At 52.8% G+C, this 14,778-nt stretch carries 14 protein-coding genes; 2 read left to right on the forward strand and 12 right to left on the reverse strand.

The window, feature by feature from the left end:
* Nucleotides 1-152: 152 nt before the first annotated feature.
* A complete protein-coding gene (locus OGY10_RS08755; protein ID WP_032942684.1) occupies nucleotides 153-764 on the reverse strand; it encodes an adenosylcobalamin/alpha-ribazole phosphatase in 612 nt (203 codons plus the stop codon).
* Between the two features lie 96 nt (nucleotides 765-860).
* On the opposite strand from OGY10_RS08755, the gene cobD reads away from it, so the two are divergent.
* Entirely contained in the window at nucleotides 861-1,955 is a 1,095-nt protein-coding gene (gene cobD, locus OGY10_RS08760; protein WP_191226269.1) for a threonine-phosphate decarboxylase CobD, read from the forward strand.
* On the opposite strand, the gene nadD is transcribed toward cobD, so the two are convergent.
* The 4 genes from nadD to leuS are packed head-to-tail and all read right to left on the reverse strand — an operon-like array spanning nucleotide 1,930 to nucleotide 6,800.
* Nucleotides 1,930-2,571, reverse strand: a complete 642-nt coding sequence (nadD, locus tag OGY10_RS08765; protein WP_122973951.1) for a nicotinate-nucleotide adenylyltransferase — start codon at nucleotides 2,569-2,571, stop codon at nucleotides 1,930-1,932. The genes cobD and nadD overlap by 26 nt on opposite strands.
* 1 nt (nucleotide 2,572) lies before the next feature.
* Nucleotides 2,573-3,604, reverse strand: a complete 1,032-nt coding sequence (gene holA / locus OGY10_RS08770; RefSeq protein ID WP_032942687.1) for a DNA polymerase III subunit delta — start codon at nucleotides 3,602-3,604, stop codon at nucleotides 2,573-2,575.
* Entirely contained in the window at nucleotides 3,604-4,203 is a 600-nt protein-coding gene (gene lptE, locus OGY10_RS08775) for an LPS assembly lipoprotein LptE (protein ID WP_020996551.1), read from the reverse strand. Before lptE ends, holA begins: the two co-directional genes overlap by 1 nt.
* 14 nt (nucleotides 4,204-4,217) lie before the next feature.
* Nucleotides 4,218-6,800, reverse strand: a complete 2,583-nt coding sequence (leuS, locus tag OGY10_RS08780) for a leucine--tRNA ligase (RefSeq protein ID WP_095533124.1) — start codon at nucleotides 6,798-6,800, stop codon at nucleotides 4,218-4,220.
* Between the two features lie 235 nt (nucleotides 6,801-7,035).
* Here leuS and OGY10_RS08785 point away from each other — a divergent pair, with 235 nt between their 5' ends.
* Entirely contained in the window at nucleotides 7,036-7,518 is a 483-nt protein-coding gene (locus OGY10_RS08785) for a zinc ribbon-containing protein (protein ID WP_003022748.1), read from the forward strand.
* Nucleotides 7,519-7,614: 96 nt separating this feature from the next.
* Here OGY10_RS08785 and rihA read toward each other — a convergent pair whose 3' ends face one another.
* The 7 genes from rihA to corC form a co-directional block, all read right to left on the reverse strand.
* Nucleotides 7,615-8,550 (reverse strand): pyrimidine-specific ribonucleoside hydrolase RihA, encoded by a 936-nt coding sequence (rihA, locus tag OGY10_RS08790; protein ID WP_191226268.1) that lies wholly within the window; start codon nucleotides 8,548-8,550, stop codon nucleotides 7,615-7,617.
* A 116-nt stretch (nucleotides 8,551-8,666) separates the two neighbouring features.
* Entirely contained in the window at nucleotides 8,667-9,392 is a 726-nt protein-coding gene (gltL, locus tag OGY10_RS08795; protein WP_003022754.1) for a glutamate/aspartate ABC transporter ATP-binding protein GltL, read from the reverse strand.
* Nucleotides 9,392-10,066: a glutamate/aspartate ABC transporter permease GltK gene (gene gltK / locus OGY10_RS08800; protein WP_003831315.1), complete on the reverse strand. Its 675-nt coding sequence runs from the start codon at nucleotides 10,064-10,066 to the stop codon at nucleotides 9,392-9,394. Before gltK ends, gltL begins: the two co-directional genes overlap by 1 nt.
* Nucleotides 10,066-10,806: a glutamate/aspartate ABC transporter permease GltJ gene (gltJ, locus tag OGY10_RS08805; RefSeq protein WP_003831316.1), complete on the reverse strand. Its 741-nt coding sequence runs from the start codon at nucleotides 10,804-10,806 to the stop codon at nucleotides 10,066-10,068. Before gltJ ends, gltK begins: the two co-directional genes overlap by 1 nt.
* Nucleotides 10,807-10,965: 159 nt before the next feature.
* Nucleotides 10,966-11,874 (reverse strand): glutamate/aspartate ABC transporter substrate-binding protein GltI, encoded by a 909-nt coding sequence (gltI, locus tag OGY10_RS08810; protein ID WP_003831318.1) that lies wholly within the window; start codon nucleotides 11,872-11,874, stop codon nucleotides 10,966-10,968.
* 412 nt (nucleotides 11,875-12,286) lie between these two features.
* Nucleotides 12,287-13,825 (reverse strand): apolipoprotein N-acyltransferase, encoded by a 1,539-nt coding sequence (gene lnt / locus OGY10_RS08815; RefSeq protein WP_008784094.1) that lies wholly within the window; start codon nucleotides 13,823-13,825, stop codon nucleotides 12,287-12,289.
* A 24-nt stretch (nucleotides 13,826-13,849) separates the two neighbouring features.
* Nucleotides 13,850-14,728, reverse strand: a complete 879-nt coding sequence (gene corC, locus OGY10_RS08820) for a CNNM family magnesium/cobalt transport protein CorC (RefSeq protein WP_003022770.1) — start codon at nucleotides 14,726-14,728, stop codon at nucleotides 13,850-13,852.
* Nucleotides 14,729-14,778: the final 50 nt, after the last annotated feature.

Below are 14,778 nucleotides of genomic sequence, written 5' to 3' on the forward strand. Positions count from 1 at the left end.
TCATCCCACCCCACGCCGCAGAATGCATCGCCATTTTTGTAAAACAATTTCTGCAAAGCTCTGAAGGGCGGGAAAAGTCAGGTTGCGGAGAATAACAGCCTGTCATGGGGTGTCAATGGGAGAGAAGCCCTTCGGCAGAAAAAACAGTGCGTTCACTCCCCGTCGTGCCATACAGCCCGGCTGTTGAGCACTTTCAGAACCGCAAAATTGTCGCAAAAATCAATTGCGCTCCAGCAACCTTGTTCGACGCGAAAATGCCACATTGCTGCAGCCGGCATGGACAGCAGACGGGCGATCAACACGCTCAGAACACCCTGATGGCTCACCACCAGCAGGTTTTGGCACGTTTTGTAATCAGCGAGCTGAGCAATAAAGCGTTCCACGCGCTGGGAAAACGCCTGAAAGCCTTCACCATTGGTTGGCGTCGCATTCTGCCAGTCGTTACACCACACGGCGTAGTTTTCGGCGTCTTCTCGCGCCAGATCGCGATGATGGCGCATTTCCCAGTCACCAAAAAACATCTCATTGAGCTCAGGCATGTTGCGCACAGGGACCTCACGATCGCCTAAGATCAACTGCGTTGTATGGCGGGCACGTTCCAACTCGCTGCACAGAACGTTGTCGACAGGCACATGGCGTAACAGCGTACCCAGTGTTTGCGCCTGAGCGATACCCCGTTCCGTTAGCGGTGTGGGGGCGTGGCCGCTGTATAAACCAGCAACATTGGCTTCAGTTTCTCCATGACGTACTAACCAGAGTCTCATTTTTTCCTCTTGAGGTTATTCGCACAAAACATGATGTTTGCCCTGATTGCGCAGAGATTTTTCACTAAAATACCTTTTTTTGCGTGGAGCGGCACGATGTCTTTATTGAAGAGCGCGCATGGTGGCAATACCCGAGAAGCCGCCGAACTGTTGGGCATCTCGCCTGAACAATTGTTGGATTTTAGCGCGAATATTAATCCGCTGGGTATGCCGGCAAGTTTAAAACGCGCGATCGTCGACAACCTGGACTGCGCGGAGCGTTACCCGGATGTTGATTACGCTAAATTGCATGCGGCGCTGGCGGAGCATCATCAGATTCCTGCCTCATGGATACTTGCCGGAAACGGCGAGACTGAGTCGATTTTCACTTTGGTGCAAGGACTTAAACCACGTCATGCGATGATCGTGACGCCCGGGTTTGCTGAATATCGTCGGGCGCTGCAATGGGGAGACTGTACGATCCATGAGTTTGCGCTGCGCGAAGACGATGGCTGGCAGCTTACCGATGTAATCCTCGATGCGTTAACCTCAGAGCTGGACTGCCTGTTTCTCTGTACGCCCAACAATCCCACTGGCTTGCTGCCCGATAACCGCCTGCTGCGCGAAATAGCCGCGCGTTGTGAGTTGCTTGGGATCAATCTGATCCTTGATGAAGCGTTTATCGATTTTATTGCCGGGGAGCAGGGGTTTATTCCGCTGCTTCGGGATAACCCGCATATTTGGGTGCTGCGCTCGCTAACCAAGTTCTATGCGATACCGGGGCTGCGGTTAGGGTATCTGGTCAACAGTAATGAACAGGCTGTGGCACAGATGCGCCGTCGACAAATGCCGTGGTCAATTAACGCATTTGCTGCACTGGCAGGCGAGATTATTTTACACGACAGCGCATATCAGCAGGCAACATGGAAGTGGCTGGAGCAAGAGGGCGCGAGGTTTGATCGGCAGTTGAAAGAACTGCCCGGCCTGACGGTGTATCCTGGCAGGGCAAATTATCGCTTATTGCGCTGCGATCGGGCGGATTTTGATCTGCAACGCGCAATGCTGGAACAACATGTTTTGATTCGCAGTTGTGCTAATTATCCGGGGCTGGATGCGCGCTATTATCGGGTAGCCGTTCGCAGCCAGGAAGAGAATAACCGCCTGTTGGCGGCTTTACGCAAGGTGCTTAGCGGTACAACCCCTGCTGATTGATATAGTCAAGCACTGCAGCTGGCATCAGGTCGTCGCACGGCTCGCCTTTTTCCAGACGCTCACGGATGAGCGTGGCGGAGATGTTAAACCACGGCGTTTCAGCCAGATAAATTTTCCCGCAAGGCAAGTTGTGCAGGTCATCTGGCGAATGGGTCAGATGATCCTCCAGCCACTGCTGGTGCTTTTCCTGCGCCATTTCGAGCGGATAGCCCGGACGTCGGCAGACAATGAGGTGGGTGTTACCCAGAATCGTGTCGTAGTCATGCCAGGACGGAAAGGTAAGCAGTGAGTCCTGGCCAATAATAAACGCTAACGGTACTTCCGGGCCTTGCTCCTCGCGCCACTCTTTGAGCGTTTGCGCGGTGTAGGAGGCGGTATCGCGTTTCAGTTCGCGTTCATCGAGGGAGAACAACGGCTTATCGGCAATGGCCAGTTCAACCATGCGCTGACGTTGTTCGCCGGACGCTTCGGGTTGCGCACGATGCGGCGGCACATTATTGGGCATGATAATAACCCGGGAAAGGCCAATCAGATTCGCCAGAATTTCAACCGGTTTAAGATGACCATAATGCACCGGATCAAAGGTGCCACCGAACAGAGCCTGCAATGATTTCATATCAACCATCAATAAAAACATCGGCCAGCGATTTATGGCAGAGCAACAGGGAAAGCCCCTCAAGTTCCGCCCACACTGACTGACCATAGTCTTGTTTAAGCGTAATTTCCGTACGCGTTAACAGCGTTACCGCCTGACGCAACTGCGCAGGATTCAGCCGGTTTAGCGCGTCTCCCATCATACCCCGGCGATTTTGCCACACCCGGTGTTTATCAAACAACGTGCGCAAAGGCGTATGGGCTGACTGCCGTTTTAAGTTGACCAACAGCAGTAATTCACGCTGTATCGTGCGCAGCAAAATAACCGGCTCACTGCCTTCCAGGCGTAACTGTTGCAGAATGTGCAGCGCGCGTTTGCTTTTGCCCATCAGCAGCGCATCCACCCAATGGAACGGGGTAAAGTGCGCGGCATCGTTAACGGCTTTCTCCACGCGAGGCAGCGTTAGTTTGCCATCAGGCCAAAGCAATGCTAGCCGTTCCAGCGCTTGCGCCAGCGCTAACAGATTACCTTCATAGCAATAGCACAACAGCTGATTGGCTGCGTCATCCAGTTGTAGATTGTTAAGCTTAGCTCTGGCGGCGACCCAACGAGGAAGCTGTGCTTGCTCCGGCGTCTGGCAGCTTACCTGCACCGCATTATTGGCAAGTCCGGTATACCATGCGGCGTTTTCCTGCGCTTTAGTCAGTTTGTTGCCGCGAACGATCAGCAGCAGGTCGTCATGTAGCAGTGTGACGAGTGAAGCGAGCTGTTCGTTAATGGCGGCATTGGGGCCATTTTCAGGCAACTGCAAAAGTAGGGTTTGACGGCTGGCAAACAGGCTCATTGCCTGGCAGAGTGAAAAAATCTCTCCCCAGTCGGTGCTATTGTCCAGGGTGAAAGCGTGGTGTTCTTCGAACCCTTGTGTGGCGGCAGCCTGACGGATAGCGTCCTGGCTTTCCTGCAACAAGAGAGGATCGTTACCTAAGAGCAAATACGCCGCGCGCAGCCCTTCATTGAGCTGTGCGCGGAGTTGTTCAGGGTACAACTTGAGCATCAGTTACCCAGCGTGGTGGAAACACGCGCCGGAGATGACGCAGGCTCTGCGGCTTTTGTCGCCGCTGGCTTAGCATCATCATCAGCATTGGATGACAGAGTATCGGCCAGATGTACGCTTGGCAGCTTACGAATTAACTGTTCAGCCGCTTTGTCATACATCTCTTTAACGATCATCTCTTGCTCGTTATCCTTCGCCAGTGCAGCCTGTGGGTTGTCAAAGAACGAACGATAAACTTTGGCGCTGATTGGATAAATATCATGACCTGGAATCAACACAGTAGCACTTACGGACATCACCATCTGGTATTCAGCCGTTTGACCGTTCTGGAATACCGACGCCGTATCCTGCGAAATGCTGACTGCGCCAAGACGTAAGGACGTCACATCTTTACGCATTGTACCGTCTTCAAGCAGCGTAACGCCGTTCAGGCGCAGCTGATTACGAACCGCGCGGCTTAATGGGCCGTTCGGATCACCAGAGTTCAGGATCATGGTTTTCATTGAGGGTGGAACCTGCGTAGTATTACGCAGATGCCAGCCACACCCGGCGGTGACAAGCACCGCCAGAGATAACAACAATGTTGTCAGAAGTCGCACGCTTCCTCCCGCGCTTAGCCAACGACCAGATTGAGGAGTTTACCTGGTACATAAATCACTTTACGTACGGTAACGCCATCAAGATATTTTGCCACCAGGTGCTCCTGGCCAGCACGTTCACGAACCTGTTCTTCTGTCGCATTTACCGGAACGGTAATTTTGCCACGGACCTTACCGTTCACCTGAACAACAACCAGCGTCGAGTCTTCAACCATTGCGGCTTCGTCCGCCACCGGCCACGGTGCGTTGTCGATATCGCCTTCGCCTTTCAGTGCTTCCCACATCGTGAAGCAAACGTGTGGGGTGAACGGGTTCAGCATGCGAACGACGGCCAGTAAGGCTTCCTGCATCAGGGCTCTGTCTTGTTCGTCTTCCTGCGGTGCTTTCGCCAGCTTGTTCATCAGCTCCATAATCGCCGCAATTGCGGTGTTAAAGGTCTGACGACGACCGATATCATCGGTAACTTTAGCAATGGTTTTATGCACGTCGCGACGCAGCGCTTTTTGGTCTTCGCTCAACGCATCAACGTTCAGGGCAGCAACATCGCCTTTGGAAGTATGTTCGTAAACCAGCTTCCATACACGTTTCAGGAAGCGGTTCGCCCCTTCAACGCCGGATTCCTGCCATTCCAGCGTCATATCAGCCGGAGAAGCGAACATCATGAACAGACGTACCGTATCAGCGCCGTAACGTTCAACCATGACCTGCGGGTCGATACCGTTATTTTTCGACTTGGACATTTTGCTCATGCCGGTATAGACCAGTTCATGGCCTTCTGCGTCCTGAGCTTTGACGATACGACCTTTTTCGTCGCGCTCAACGATGGCATCAACCGGAGAAACCCAGTTACGCTCGCCGTTTGCACCAACGTAATAGAACGCATCAGCCAACACCATACCCTGGCACAGCAGCTGTTTGGCCGGTTCGTCAGAGTTGACCATGCCCGCATCGCGCATCAGCTTGTGGAAGAAGCGGAAGTAGAGTAGGTGCATGATGGCGTGTTCAATACCACCAATGTAGATATCAACTGGCAGCCAGTAGTTTGCGGCTTCTGGATCCAGCATCCCTTCGTTGTACTGCGGGCAGGTGTAGCGCGCGTAGTACCAGGAGGATTCCATAAAGGTATCGAAGGTGTCGGTTTCGCGCAGCGCAGGCATGCCGTTAACGGTGGTTTTTGCCCACTCCGGATCGGCTTTGATTGGGCTGGTGATGCCGTCCATAACCACGTCTTCCGGCAGAATAACCGGCAACTGATCTTCTGGCGTCGGCAGTACGGTACCGTCTTCCAACGTCACCATCGGAATTGGCGCACCCCAGTAACGCTGACGGGAAACACCCCAGTCACGCAGACGGTAGTTCACTTTACGCTCACCCACGCCTTTCGCTACCAGCTTGTCAGCAATGGCGTTGAAGGCAGCTTCGAAGTCGAGGCCGTCAAACTCGCCGGAGTTAAACAGCACGCCTTTTTCGGTCAGAGCTTGTTCGGACAGATCCGGCTCTGCGCCTTCAGCGGTCAGAATTACTGGCTTGATGGTCAGGCCATATTTTGTCGCAAACTCGTAATCGCGCTGATCGTGGCCCGGAACGGCCATGACTGCGCCCGTACCGTATTCCATCAGGACGAAGTTTGCTGCCCAAACGGGGATTTCTTCGCCAGTCAGCGGGTGAACGGCTTTAAAGCCCGTGTCGACGCCTTTCTTCTCCATGGTTGCCATTTCGGCTTCAGCAACCTTGGTGTTGCGGCATTCGTCAATGAAGGCGGCCAGTTCTGGGTTATTTGCAGCAGCTTTCTGCGCCAGCGGGTGACCTGCGGCAACGGCCAGATAGGTCGCACCCATAAAGGTGTCCGGGCGGGTGGTGTAAACGGTTAGCGTGTTGTCGTAACCGTTCACATCGAAGGTGATTTCCACGCCTTCAGAACGGCCAATCCAGTTGCGCTGCATCGTTTTCACGGTGTCAGGCCAGTGATCCAGGTTATCCAGGTCACGCAGCAGTTCGTCAGCGTAAGCGGTGATTTTGATGAACCACTGTGGGATCTCTTTACGCTCGACTTTGGTATCGCAACGCCAGCAGCAGCCGTCGATAACCTGTTCGTTCGCCAGTACGGTCTGGTCGTTCGGGCACCAGTTGACCGCAGACGTTTTCTTGTACACCAGGCCTTTTTTGTACAGCTCGGTGAAGAATTTCTGTTCCCAACGGTAGTATTCCGGGGTGCAGGTCGCCAGCTCACGGCTCCAGTCGTAACCGAAACCCAGCATTTTGAGCTGGTTTTTCATGTATGCGATGTTGTCGTACGTCCACGGTGCTGGTGCGGTATTGTTTTTAACCGCAGCGCCTTCTGCAGGCAGACCGAACGCATCCCAGCCAATTGGCTGCAGTACGTTTTTGCCCAGCATGCGCTGGTAGCGGGCGATCACGTCACCGATGGTGTAGTTACGTACGTGGCCCATGTGTAGTCGACCAGAAGGATAGGGAAGCATAGACAGGCAGTAATACTTCTCTTTGCTCTCGTCTTCGGTAACTTCAAATGTGCGCTTCTCATCCCAGTGAAGCTGTACTTTGGATTCTATCTCTTCCGGGCGGTATTGCTCTTGCATGGCAGCCAGTGGTCCTGTTTTCAATACAGCTACAAACGTAGCTCTAGATGTGGTGTTTCAGATCCGCATAGCATAGCCCAAACGCCCGCGCCAAAACAGCCTTTCGCGCATTCAGCGTTGAATTCCCGCAAGGATAATTCTTGCACGAATTTACACACTCTGTGGACAGTCTTGCAAAGCGTAGCGTAAATAACGTCTATTATTATAGACAGTTAACGACCCAGGAGGCGAAGCGATGAACAAGGTTGCTCAATATTACCGTGAACTGGTGGCTTCACTGAGCGAACGTCTGCGTAATGGCGAACGCGATATTGATGCGTTGGTGGAGCAGGCGCGTCAACGAGTTATGCAGACCGGGGAGTTAACGCGAACCGAGGTGGAAGAGCTCACCCGGGCCGTCAGACGCGACCTGGAAGAGTTTGCTCTGAGCTATGAAGAAAGTCTCGATGAGGAGACAGACAGCGTCTTTATGCGGGTTATCAAGGAGAGTATCTGGCAGGAACTGGCCGATATTACAGATAAAACCCAGCTCGAATGGCGCGAGGTGTTCCAGGACCTCAGTCATCACGGGGTTTATCACAGCGGCGAGGTGGTCGGATTAGGTAATCTGGTCTGCGAGAAGTGCCACTTCCATTTAGCGGTTTACACCCCGGATGTGCTGCCGCTGTGTCCGAAATGCGGACACGATCAGTTCCAGCGCCGACCGTTTGAGCCGTGATCGCTTATTGCCGGATGGCGACGCAAAGCGTCTTATCCGGCCTACAAATTGCACGATTTTGTAGGCCGGATAAGCGTTAGCGCCATCCGGCGTGTATTAGGCGTAAAACTTCAGCCGTTCTGCCAGCAAATCGACAAACCCTTCGCGATCCACGTCTACCATTACGGTGGCGTTTGGCTTATTGCCGCTCAGGAAGTAGTAATCCACCACGGTCATTCCCTGGGTATATTTACCCTGAGTTTCCACGCCGACCCAGCGTTCAACGGTGGTAAACAGTTCAGGTTTCAGCAGCCAGGCAATGGTGCATGGATCATGCAGTGGTGCGCCGATGAATCCCCATTTTTCATCTTTGTGATATTCAAAGAAGAAGTCGAGTAGTTCAGCCACGATCGTCGAAATGGGATTGCCGATAGCGCGGAACCGCTCGGTATCTTCGCGATGTATTTGCGCTTTATGCGTGACGTCCAGACCAGCCATCACCACTGGAATGCCAGACTGGAATACGATTTCAGCGGCTTCAGGATCCACGAAAATATTGAACTCGGCGGCGGGCGTCCAGTTTCCGAGGCCCATCGCACCACCCATAATTACGATACGGGCGATTTTGGCGTGCAGCTCAGGATGGCTATTCAGAAGCAATGCGACGTTAGTCTGCGGCCCGGTGGAGACAATGGTCATCAGTTCCGGGCTTTCACGCAGGGTTTTCGCCATCAGTTCCACGGCGGTACAGTCTTGTGGCGCAAAAGCGGGTTCCGGCAGCGCCGGGCCATCCAGCCCACTCTCGCCGTGAACGTTATCGGCGATAATCAGATCGCGCATCAGTGGTTTCACTGCGCCACCAGCTACTGGTATATCCGTACGGTTGAGCAACGTTAACATGCGCAACACGTTACGCAGCGTTTTGTCAGGTGTCTGGTTACCGGCTGATGAGGTTATCGCTTTCACATCCAGTTCTGGTGAGGCGAGGGCGAGCACAATTGCGATAGCGTCGTCATGACCCGGATCGCAATCAAACAGGATAGGAAGTGCCATTGTTGCTCCTTGTAAGTGGGACTTTGTGACAAGGTTAACGCTGGGCTGTATGTGTTTCGAGAGGCGAAGGGATAAAGCGTGAGGTAGCGCGCACATGGAGGTGCGCGCCAGCAAGATTAGTGCAGTATTTTCGCGAGGAAGTCTTTGGCGCGGTCCGATTTCGGATTAGCGAAGAACTCTTCTTTCGGCGAGTCTTCAACAATTTTCCCTTCATCCATGAAGATCACCCGGTTCGCCACTTTACGCGCAAAGCCCATTTCGTGGGTAACCACCATCATGGTCATCCCTTCATTGGCCAGTTCAACCATAACATCCAGTACTTCGTTGATCATTTCAGGATCAAGCGCCGAGGTCGGTTCGTCAAACAGCATGGCGATAGGATCCATGCACAGCGCCCGGGCGATAGCGACACGCTGTTGCTGGCCCCCTGAGAGCTGAGCTGGAAACTTCTCCGCATGTGCTGACAGACCAACGCGTTCCAGTAACTTTTGCGCTTTGTCGCGGGCCGGCTTTTTATCGCGCTTGAGCACTTTTACCTGCGCCAGAGTCAGGTTCTCAATGATCGACAGGTGAGGGAACAGTTCAAAGTGCTGGAACACCATACCAACGCGAGAGCGCAGTTTGGCCAGATCGGTTTTTTTATCATTCACCACGGTACCATCAACGGTGATGACGCCTTGTTGTACCGGCTCCAGCCCGTTCACCGTTTTTATAAGCGTTGATTTACCTGAACCTGACGGGCCGCAGACCACCACCACTTCACCTTTTTTCACTTCCGTGGAGCAGTCGGTCAGCACCTGAAAGTGACCATACCATTTAGAAACATTTTTCAGGGTAATCATTAAACTGTCCTTTTCTTCAAATAGCTAACCAACAACGATGCGCTCAGACTGAATACAAAATAAACGGCGCCAGCAAACAGGATCATTTCAACCTGTGTGCCGTCACGCTCGCCAATGGTAGAGGCGGTACGGAAGAAGTCTGCCAGACTTAATACGTAGACCAGCGAGGTATCCTGGAAGAGTACGATGCCCTGGGTTAGCAGCAGCGGTACCATCGCGCGGAATGCCTGCGGCAGAATAATGAGCTTCATCGACTGCCAGTGGGTCATCCCCAGAGCCAGCGCGGCGCTGGATTGCCCACGAGAAATACTCTGGATACCGGCACGGATAATCTCGGAATAGTACGCGGCTTCAAACATCGAAAACGCGACCATTGCTGAGATCAGGCGAATATCGGTTTTTGGCGACAGACCCAGTACGTTTTGCAGGAAGCCGGGCACAATCAGGTAGAACCACAGCAGCACCATGACCAGCGGAATAGAACGAAATACGTTGACGTAGCCTTTCGCAAACCAGGCAATCGGCGCGAAGCTGGACAGACGCATTACTGCAAGGATGGTTCCCCAGACAATACCAATGACTACCGCCGTAACGGTGATTTTCAGCGTGATGATTAACCCATCCAGCAGATACGGCAGGGAAGGGATGATAGAACTCCAGTCAAATTCGTACATTATTTGCCTCCCAAATTGCCAGGCAGGCGGATTTTACGTTCAACGAGATTCATCACCAGCATGATGACGGCGTTAATCAGGACGTAAGCCAGAGTGATAGCGGTAAACGATTCCCATGCGTGGGCGGAGTAATCCAGCAGTTTGCCTGCCTGTGCCGCCATATCGACCAGGCCGATGGTGGAGGCGATCGCGGAGTTCTTCACCAGGTTCATCATCTCTGAGGTCATTGGCGGAACAATCACGCGGTATGCGTTTGGCAACAGAACATAGCGGTAGGCCTGCGGTAACGTCAGCCCCATCGCCAGTGCGGCGTTTTTCTGCCCACGAGGCAGAGACTGAATAGCGGCGCGAACCTGTTCGCAGACGCGCGCGGCGGTAAACAGCCCCAGACAAAGCATTGATGAGAGGAAGAACTGGATGTTGGGATCCAACTCAGCCTTGAACCACATCCCAATGTTTTCCGGCAGCAGTTCCGGAATAACCAGATACCAGGTAAAAAACTGGACGATGAGCGGAACGTTACGAAATAGCTCAACGTACAGCGTGCCGATCCCAGAAAGGAAACGATTTGGAACGGTACGTAAGATGCCGAATAAAGAGCCTATGAGGAAAGCGATAATCCAGGCGGTGATGGATAACGCGACAGTGACCTGGAAACCACTCCAGAGCCAGCCGAGATAGGTGGTGTTGCCGAACGGGGCTTGTTGTAAAAAAATACCCCAGTTCCAGTCTATAGACATAAATCTACTCCAGAAAAAAAAGGGTAGCAGCGCTACCCTCGAAGATTGTTATTCGGCGTTTTGCGGTTTTCAGGCCTGATGGGGAACGACCATCAGGCTTATAGTCTGTCCGTGCCGAGTAACAATCGAGAGGGAGGGGAAGCCTCCCATTTATTTTAGTTAGTTAAGCGCTTTATCATTTGGTTCTTTGAACAGAGCTTTCATCTCGTCTGACAGTTCGAAATTCATGTTCAGGTTCTTCGGCGGAATTGGGTTTTTAAACCACTTATCAAACCATTTCTCAGCTTCGCCTGAGGTTTGCGCCTTGGCGATAGTGTCGTCCATCAGCTTTTTGAACTCAGGATCATCTTTGCGCAACATACAGCCGTAGGCTTCCTGAGACTGTGGCTTGCCGACGATCTCCCAGTTGTCTGGTTTCTTCGCTTTCGCGCGCTCGCCAGCCAGCAGGGCGTCATCCATCATAAAGGCAACGGCACGACCGCTTTCCAGAGTACGGAAAGAGTCACCGTGGTCTTTCGCGCTGATGATGCGCATATCCATTTTTTGTTCTTCATTCAGCTTGTGCAGCAGAACTTCGGAGGTGGTACCCGAAGTCACGACTACGGCTTTACCTTTCAGATCGGCGAAATCTTTGACGTCGCCGCCTTTTTTCGCCAGCAGACGGGTGCCGACAACGAAAATGGTGTCAGAGAAAGCGGCTTGTTTTTGGCGCTCGACGTTGTTGGTGGTGGATCCACATTCAAAATCGAAGGTGCCGTTTTGCAGCAGCGGGATACGGTTTTGTGAAGTAATCGGGATCAGTTTCACCTGCAGATCAGGCTTGTTCAGCTTTTTCTTCACGGCGTCAACGATCGCGTTGGAGTAATCCTGTGAATAACCGACCACTTTTTGCTGATTATCGTAGTAAGAAAACGGTACTGATGATTCACGGTGGCCGACAACGATCACGCCATTTTTGGCGATCTTATCCAGCGTGCTGCCTGCCGCTGGTGCTGCGTCTTCTGCGTGCGCCAGACCGGCGGACATTCCCATGACCAGCATGGCAGTGGCGAGCTTACGTAATTGCATATCCAACTCCTTTATCGTCTGCGCCAGGGACGCATTGATACCCATTGTGATGTTGTTATTGTTTGCTACTAAAACGTGCAGTCTTGTATGTGTTTGTTAACATTTAGTTTGGATGAATGTAAAGAATTTGCTGTGTTATTGTTTATTTTTGCGAAGTGCGCCGCACCATTTGGGGGCAAAAATAACTTGTTGCACTTTTCAGGTGCTACCGGCGCTCAACTTTGGTGCGACCAGGTTGCACATTCAGCCAAAACAGCGTTTGCCTTGTAGAACAAAGCAATAGACGTGCCAGAATGGTCTTTTGGATGGAGGGAGTAGGCCTGATAAGCGTAGCGCCATCAGGCACGATGCTGCACAACTGCCGGATGGCGGCGTACCGCCTTATCCGGCCTGCATTTGATGGGGCACTGTTTTACTTACGACGTTGGCGCAGACTCATTACCACTGCGCCAAAGCCAAACAGCGCGGTTAGCAGCCAGAGCGGCCAGTTTCCGGTACGGGCATAAGGGGTTAAGCCCGTCGTTGGCGTCACGCTGGTGGTCAGCACCTGACGGGTAAACTGCGGGATCATCGCCTGAACTTCGCCCTGCGGACCAATCACCGCCGTAATACCGTTGTTGGTGCTACGCAGCAGAGGTCGCGCCAGCTCCAGGGAACGCATACGCGCCATCTGGAAGTGCTGCCACGGGCCAATAGATTTACCAAACCATGCATCGTTAGAGATAGTCAGCAGGTAGTCCGTATCCGGGCGGAAGTTATCCCGTACCTGTTCGCCAAGAATGATTTCGTAGCAGATGGCAGCGGTCAGCTTAAAGCCGTGTGCATGCAGCTGTGGCTGTACATAAGGACCGCGGCTGAACGAAGACATTGGCAGGTCAAAGAATGGTGCTAGCGGGCGCAGGATAGATTCCAGCGGGACAAATTCGCCAAACGGTACCAGATGGTTTTTGTTGTAGCGGTTGCTGGAGTCGTAATTGTATGGGCTGTCTTTACCCAGTGTGATGATGGTGTTGTAGGTGTCGTAACGATTCTGCTTGTTCAGACGCGCGTCTACAATACCGGTAATCAGCGTGCTATTTTTCGATTTCAGCAGGTCATCCATCATGCTCAGAAAACGCTGCTGGTTAATTTCCAGGTCCGGAATAGCGGATTCTGGCCAGATGATGAGCTGTGATTTGCCCATCTCAGGCTGGGTGGCGTCGAGATAAATCTTCAGGGTGTTGAGTAACTGGCCTTCATCCCATTTGAGCGACTGCGGGATGTCACCCTGCACCATCGAGACCTGGGTGGTTTTTTCCGGCTCCAGCGTGTACCACTGAATATAACGTAGCGGGAAGGGCAGAGCGAAAAGCACCACGGCGGCAGCCAGCGGCTTCCAGTTACGCGTTACCAGTGCAAGTGCCAGCAGGCCGCTAACCATCATCAGCAGGAAGTTTATCGCCTCAACGCCCATTACCGGCGCCAGCCCTTTTAACGGACCGTCGATCTGGCTGTAGCCGAATTGCAACCACGGAAAACCGGTCAGTACCCAGCCGCGTAGAAATTCAGTGATTTGCCAGACTACCGGCGCGGCAATCGCTACACGTATCCAGGTAGTTTTCGGCCACAGACGCGCCAAAACGCCGGCAAACAGGCCAGTGTAGAGGGAAAGGTAAGCAGCAAGCAGAACCACGAGGAAGACGTTAACGGGGCCCGGCATACCGCCAAACTGCGCGATACTGACGTAAACCCAGTTGATGCCTGAGCCAAACAGTCCCAGTCCCCAGAAATAGCCGATAGCGGCAGACTGGAGCGGACGGCGGTTGAAGGTGAGAGCCTGCAGGCCCATCAGCGAAACAATCGCAGCGGGCCAGATGTCATACGGTGAGAAAGCCAGTGTCCCGCAGGCACCGAATAATAACGCCAGCAGCAGGCGAATGCGCTGGCGTTCAATTAAAGGGGCAAATGCCATGTAGTCTTAGATCCAGTTTCGGGTTTATTCGTCCAGTTTGGGCTGGGGTGAGTCGTCCGGAATTCTGACATGAACCTGAATAATACGACGGCTGTCGGCCATTGCCACTTTGAACTGGTAACCATCAATGTCGATGGTCTCTCCACGCGCGGGCAGATGACCGAAGGCCTGCATGACCAATCCGCCAATGGTATCTACTTCTTCATCGCTGAAATGCGTGCCGAAAGCTTCGTTGAAGTCTTCAATCGGCGCCAGCGCGCGAATAGTCCAGGTGTGGCGACTGAGCTGACGGAAATCAATATCGTCTTCTTCGTCGTACTCATCTTCAATTTCACCGACAATCAGTTCAAGGATGTCCTCAATGGTCACCAGACCTGAGACACCTCCAAACTCGTCGATGACGATAGCCATATGATAACGCTGGGAGCGGAATTCTTTCAGCATGCGGTCAACCCGCTTGCTTTCAGGGACGACAACCGCCTGGCGTAACACTTTCTCCATGCTGAAGGCTTCGGCATCGCTACGCATAAACGGCAGCAGATCTTTGGCCATCAGAATCCCTTCAATGTGATCCTTGTCTTCGCTAATTACCGGGAAACGCGAGTGGGCAGACTCAATAATGACATCGAGGCATTCGTCCAGAGTTTGGTTGCGTTTCAGGGTAATCATCTGGGAGCGAGGGATCATGATGTCGCGAACGCGTTGGTCCGCAATATCCATTACCCCTTCGAGCATATCGCGCGTATCTTCATCGATAAGGTCGTTTTGCCCGGAATCACGGATCAGCTCCAACAGTTCGTCGCGGTTTTTCGGTTCACCGTGGAAAAGTTGGCTCAGTAACAGGGAAAAAAATCCCTTTTTGCTGTTTAAGGTGTCACTACTGTGTGAATTGTCGTCGCTCATGGCGTCGTATGGGTTCTCATGTTAGTTAATACAAAGCGCGTCATGCGTTT

The organism is Citrobacter sp. Cpo148 (genome assembly GCF_030332375.1).
Classification (GTDB): domain Bacteria; phylum Pseudomonadota; class Gammaproteobacteria; order Enterobacterales; family Enterobacteriaceae; genus Citrobacter; species Citrobacter portucalensis.

Excerpts from the sequence above, each read along its gene's own strand:
- OGY10_RS08755 (WP_032942684.1), bottom strand. The coding sequence starts at position 764 with ATGAGACTCTGGTTAGTACGTCATGGAGAAACTGAAGCCAATGTTGCT.
- cobD (WP_191226269.1), top strand. The coding sequence starts at position 861 with ATGTCTTTATTGAAGAGCGCGCATGGTGGCAATACCCGAGAAGCCGCC.
- nadD (WP_122973951.1), bottom strand. The coding sequence starts at position 2,571 with ATGAAATCATTGCAGGCTCTGTTCGGTGGCACCTTTGATCCGGTGCAT.
- holA (WP_032942687.1), bottom strand. The coding sequence starts at position 3,604 with ATGCTCAAGTTGTACCCTGAACAACTCCGCGCACAGCTCAATGAAGGG.
- leuS (WP_095533124.1), bottom strand. The coding sequence starts at position 6,800 with ATGCAAGAGCAATACCGCCCGGAAGAGATAGAATCCAAAGTACAGCTT.
- OGY10_RS08785 (WP_003022748.1), top strand. The coding sequence starts at position 7,036 with ATGAACAAGGTTGCTCAATATTACCGTGAACTGGTGGCTTCACTGAGC.
- rihA (WP_191226268.1), bottom strand. The coding sequence starts at position 8,550 with ATGGCACTTCCTATCCTGTTTGATTGCGATCCGGGTCATGACGACGCT.
- gltL (WP_003022754.1), bottom strand. The coding sequence starts at position 9,392 with ATGATTACCCTGAAAAATGTTTCTAAATGGTATGGTCACTTTCAGGTG.
- gltK (WP_003831315.1), bottom strand. The coding sequence starts at position 10,066 with ATGTACGAATTTGACTGGAGTTCTATCATCCCTTCCCTGCCGTATCTG.
- gltJ (WP_003831316.1), bottom strand. The coding sequence starts at position 10,806 with ATGTCTATAGACTGGAACTGGGGTATTTTTTTACAACAAGCCCCGTTC.
- gltI (WP_003831318.1), bottom strand. The coding sequence starts at position 11,874 with ATGCAATTACGTAAGCTCGCCACTGCCATGCTGGTCATGGGAATGTCC.
- lnt (WP_008784094.1), bottom strand. The coding sequence starts at position 13,825 with ATGGCATTTGCCCCTTTAATTGAACGCCAGCGCATTCGCCTGCTGCTG.
- corC (WP_003022770.1), bottom strand. The coding sequence starts at position 14,728 with ATGAGCGACGACAATTCACACAGTAGTGACACCTTAAACAGCAAAAAG.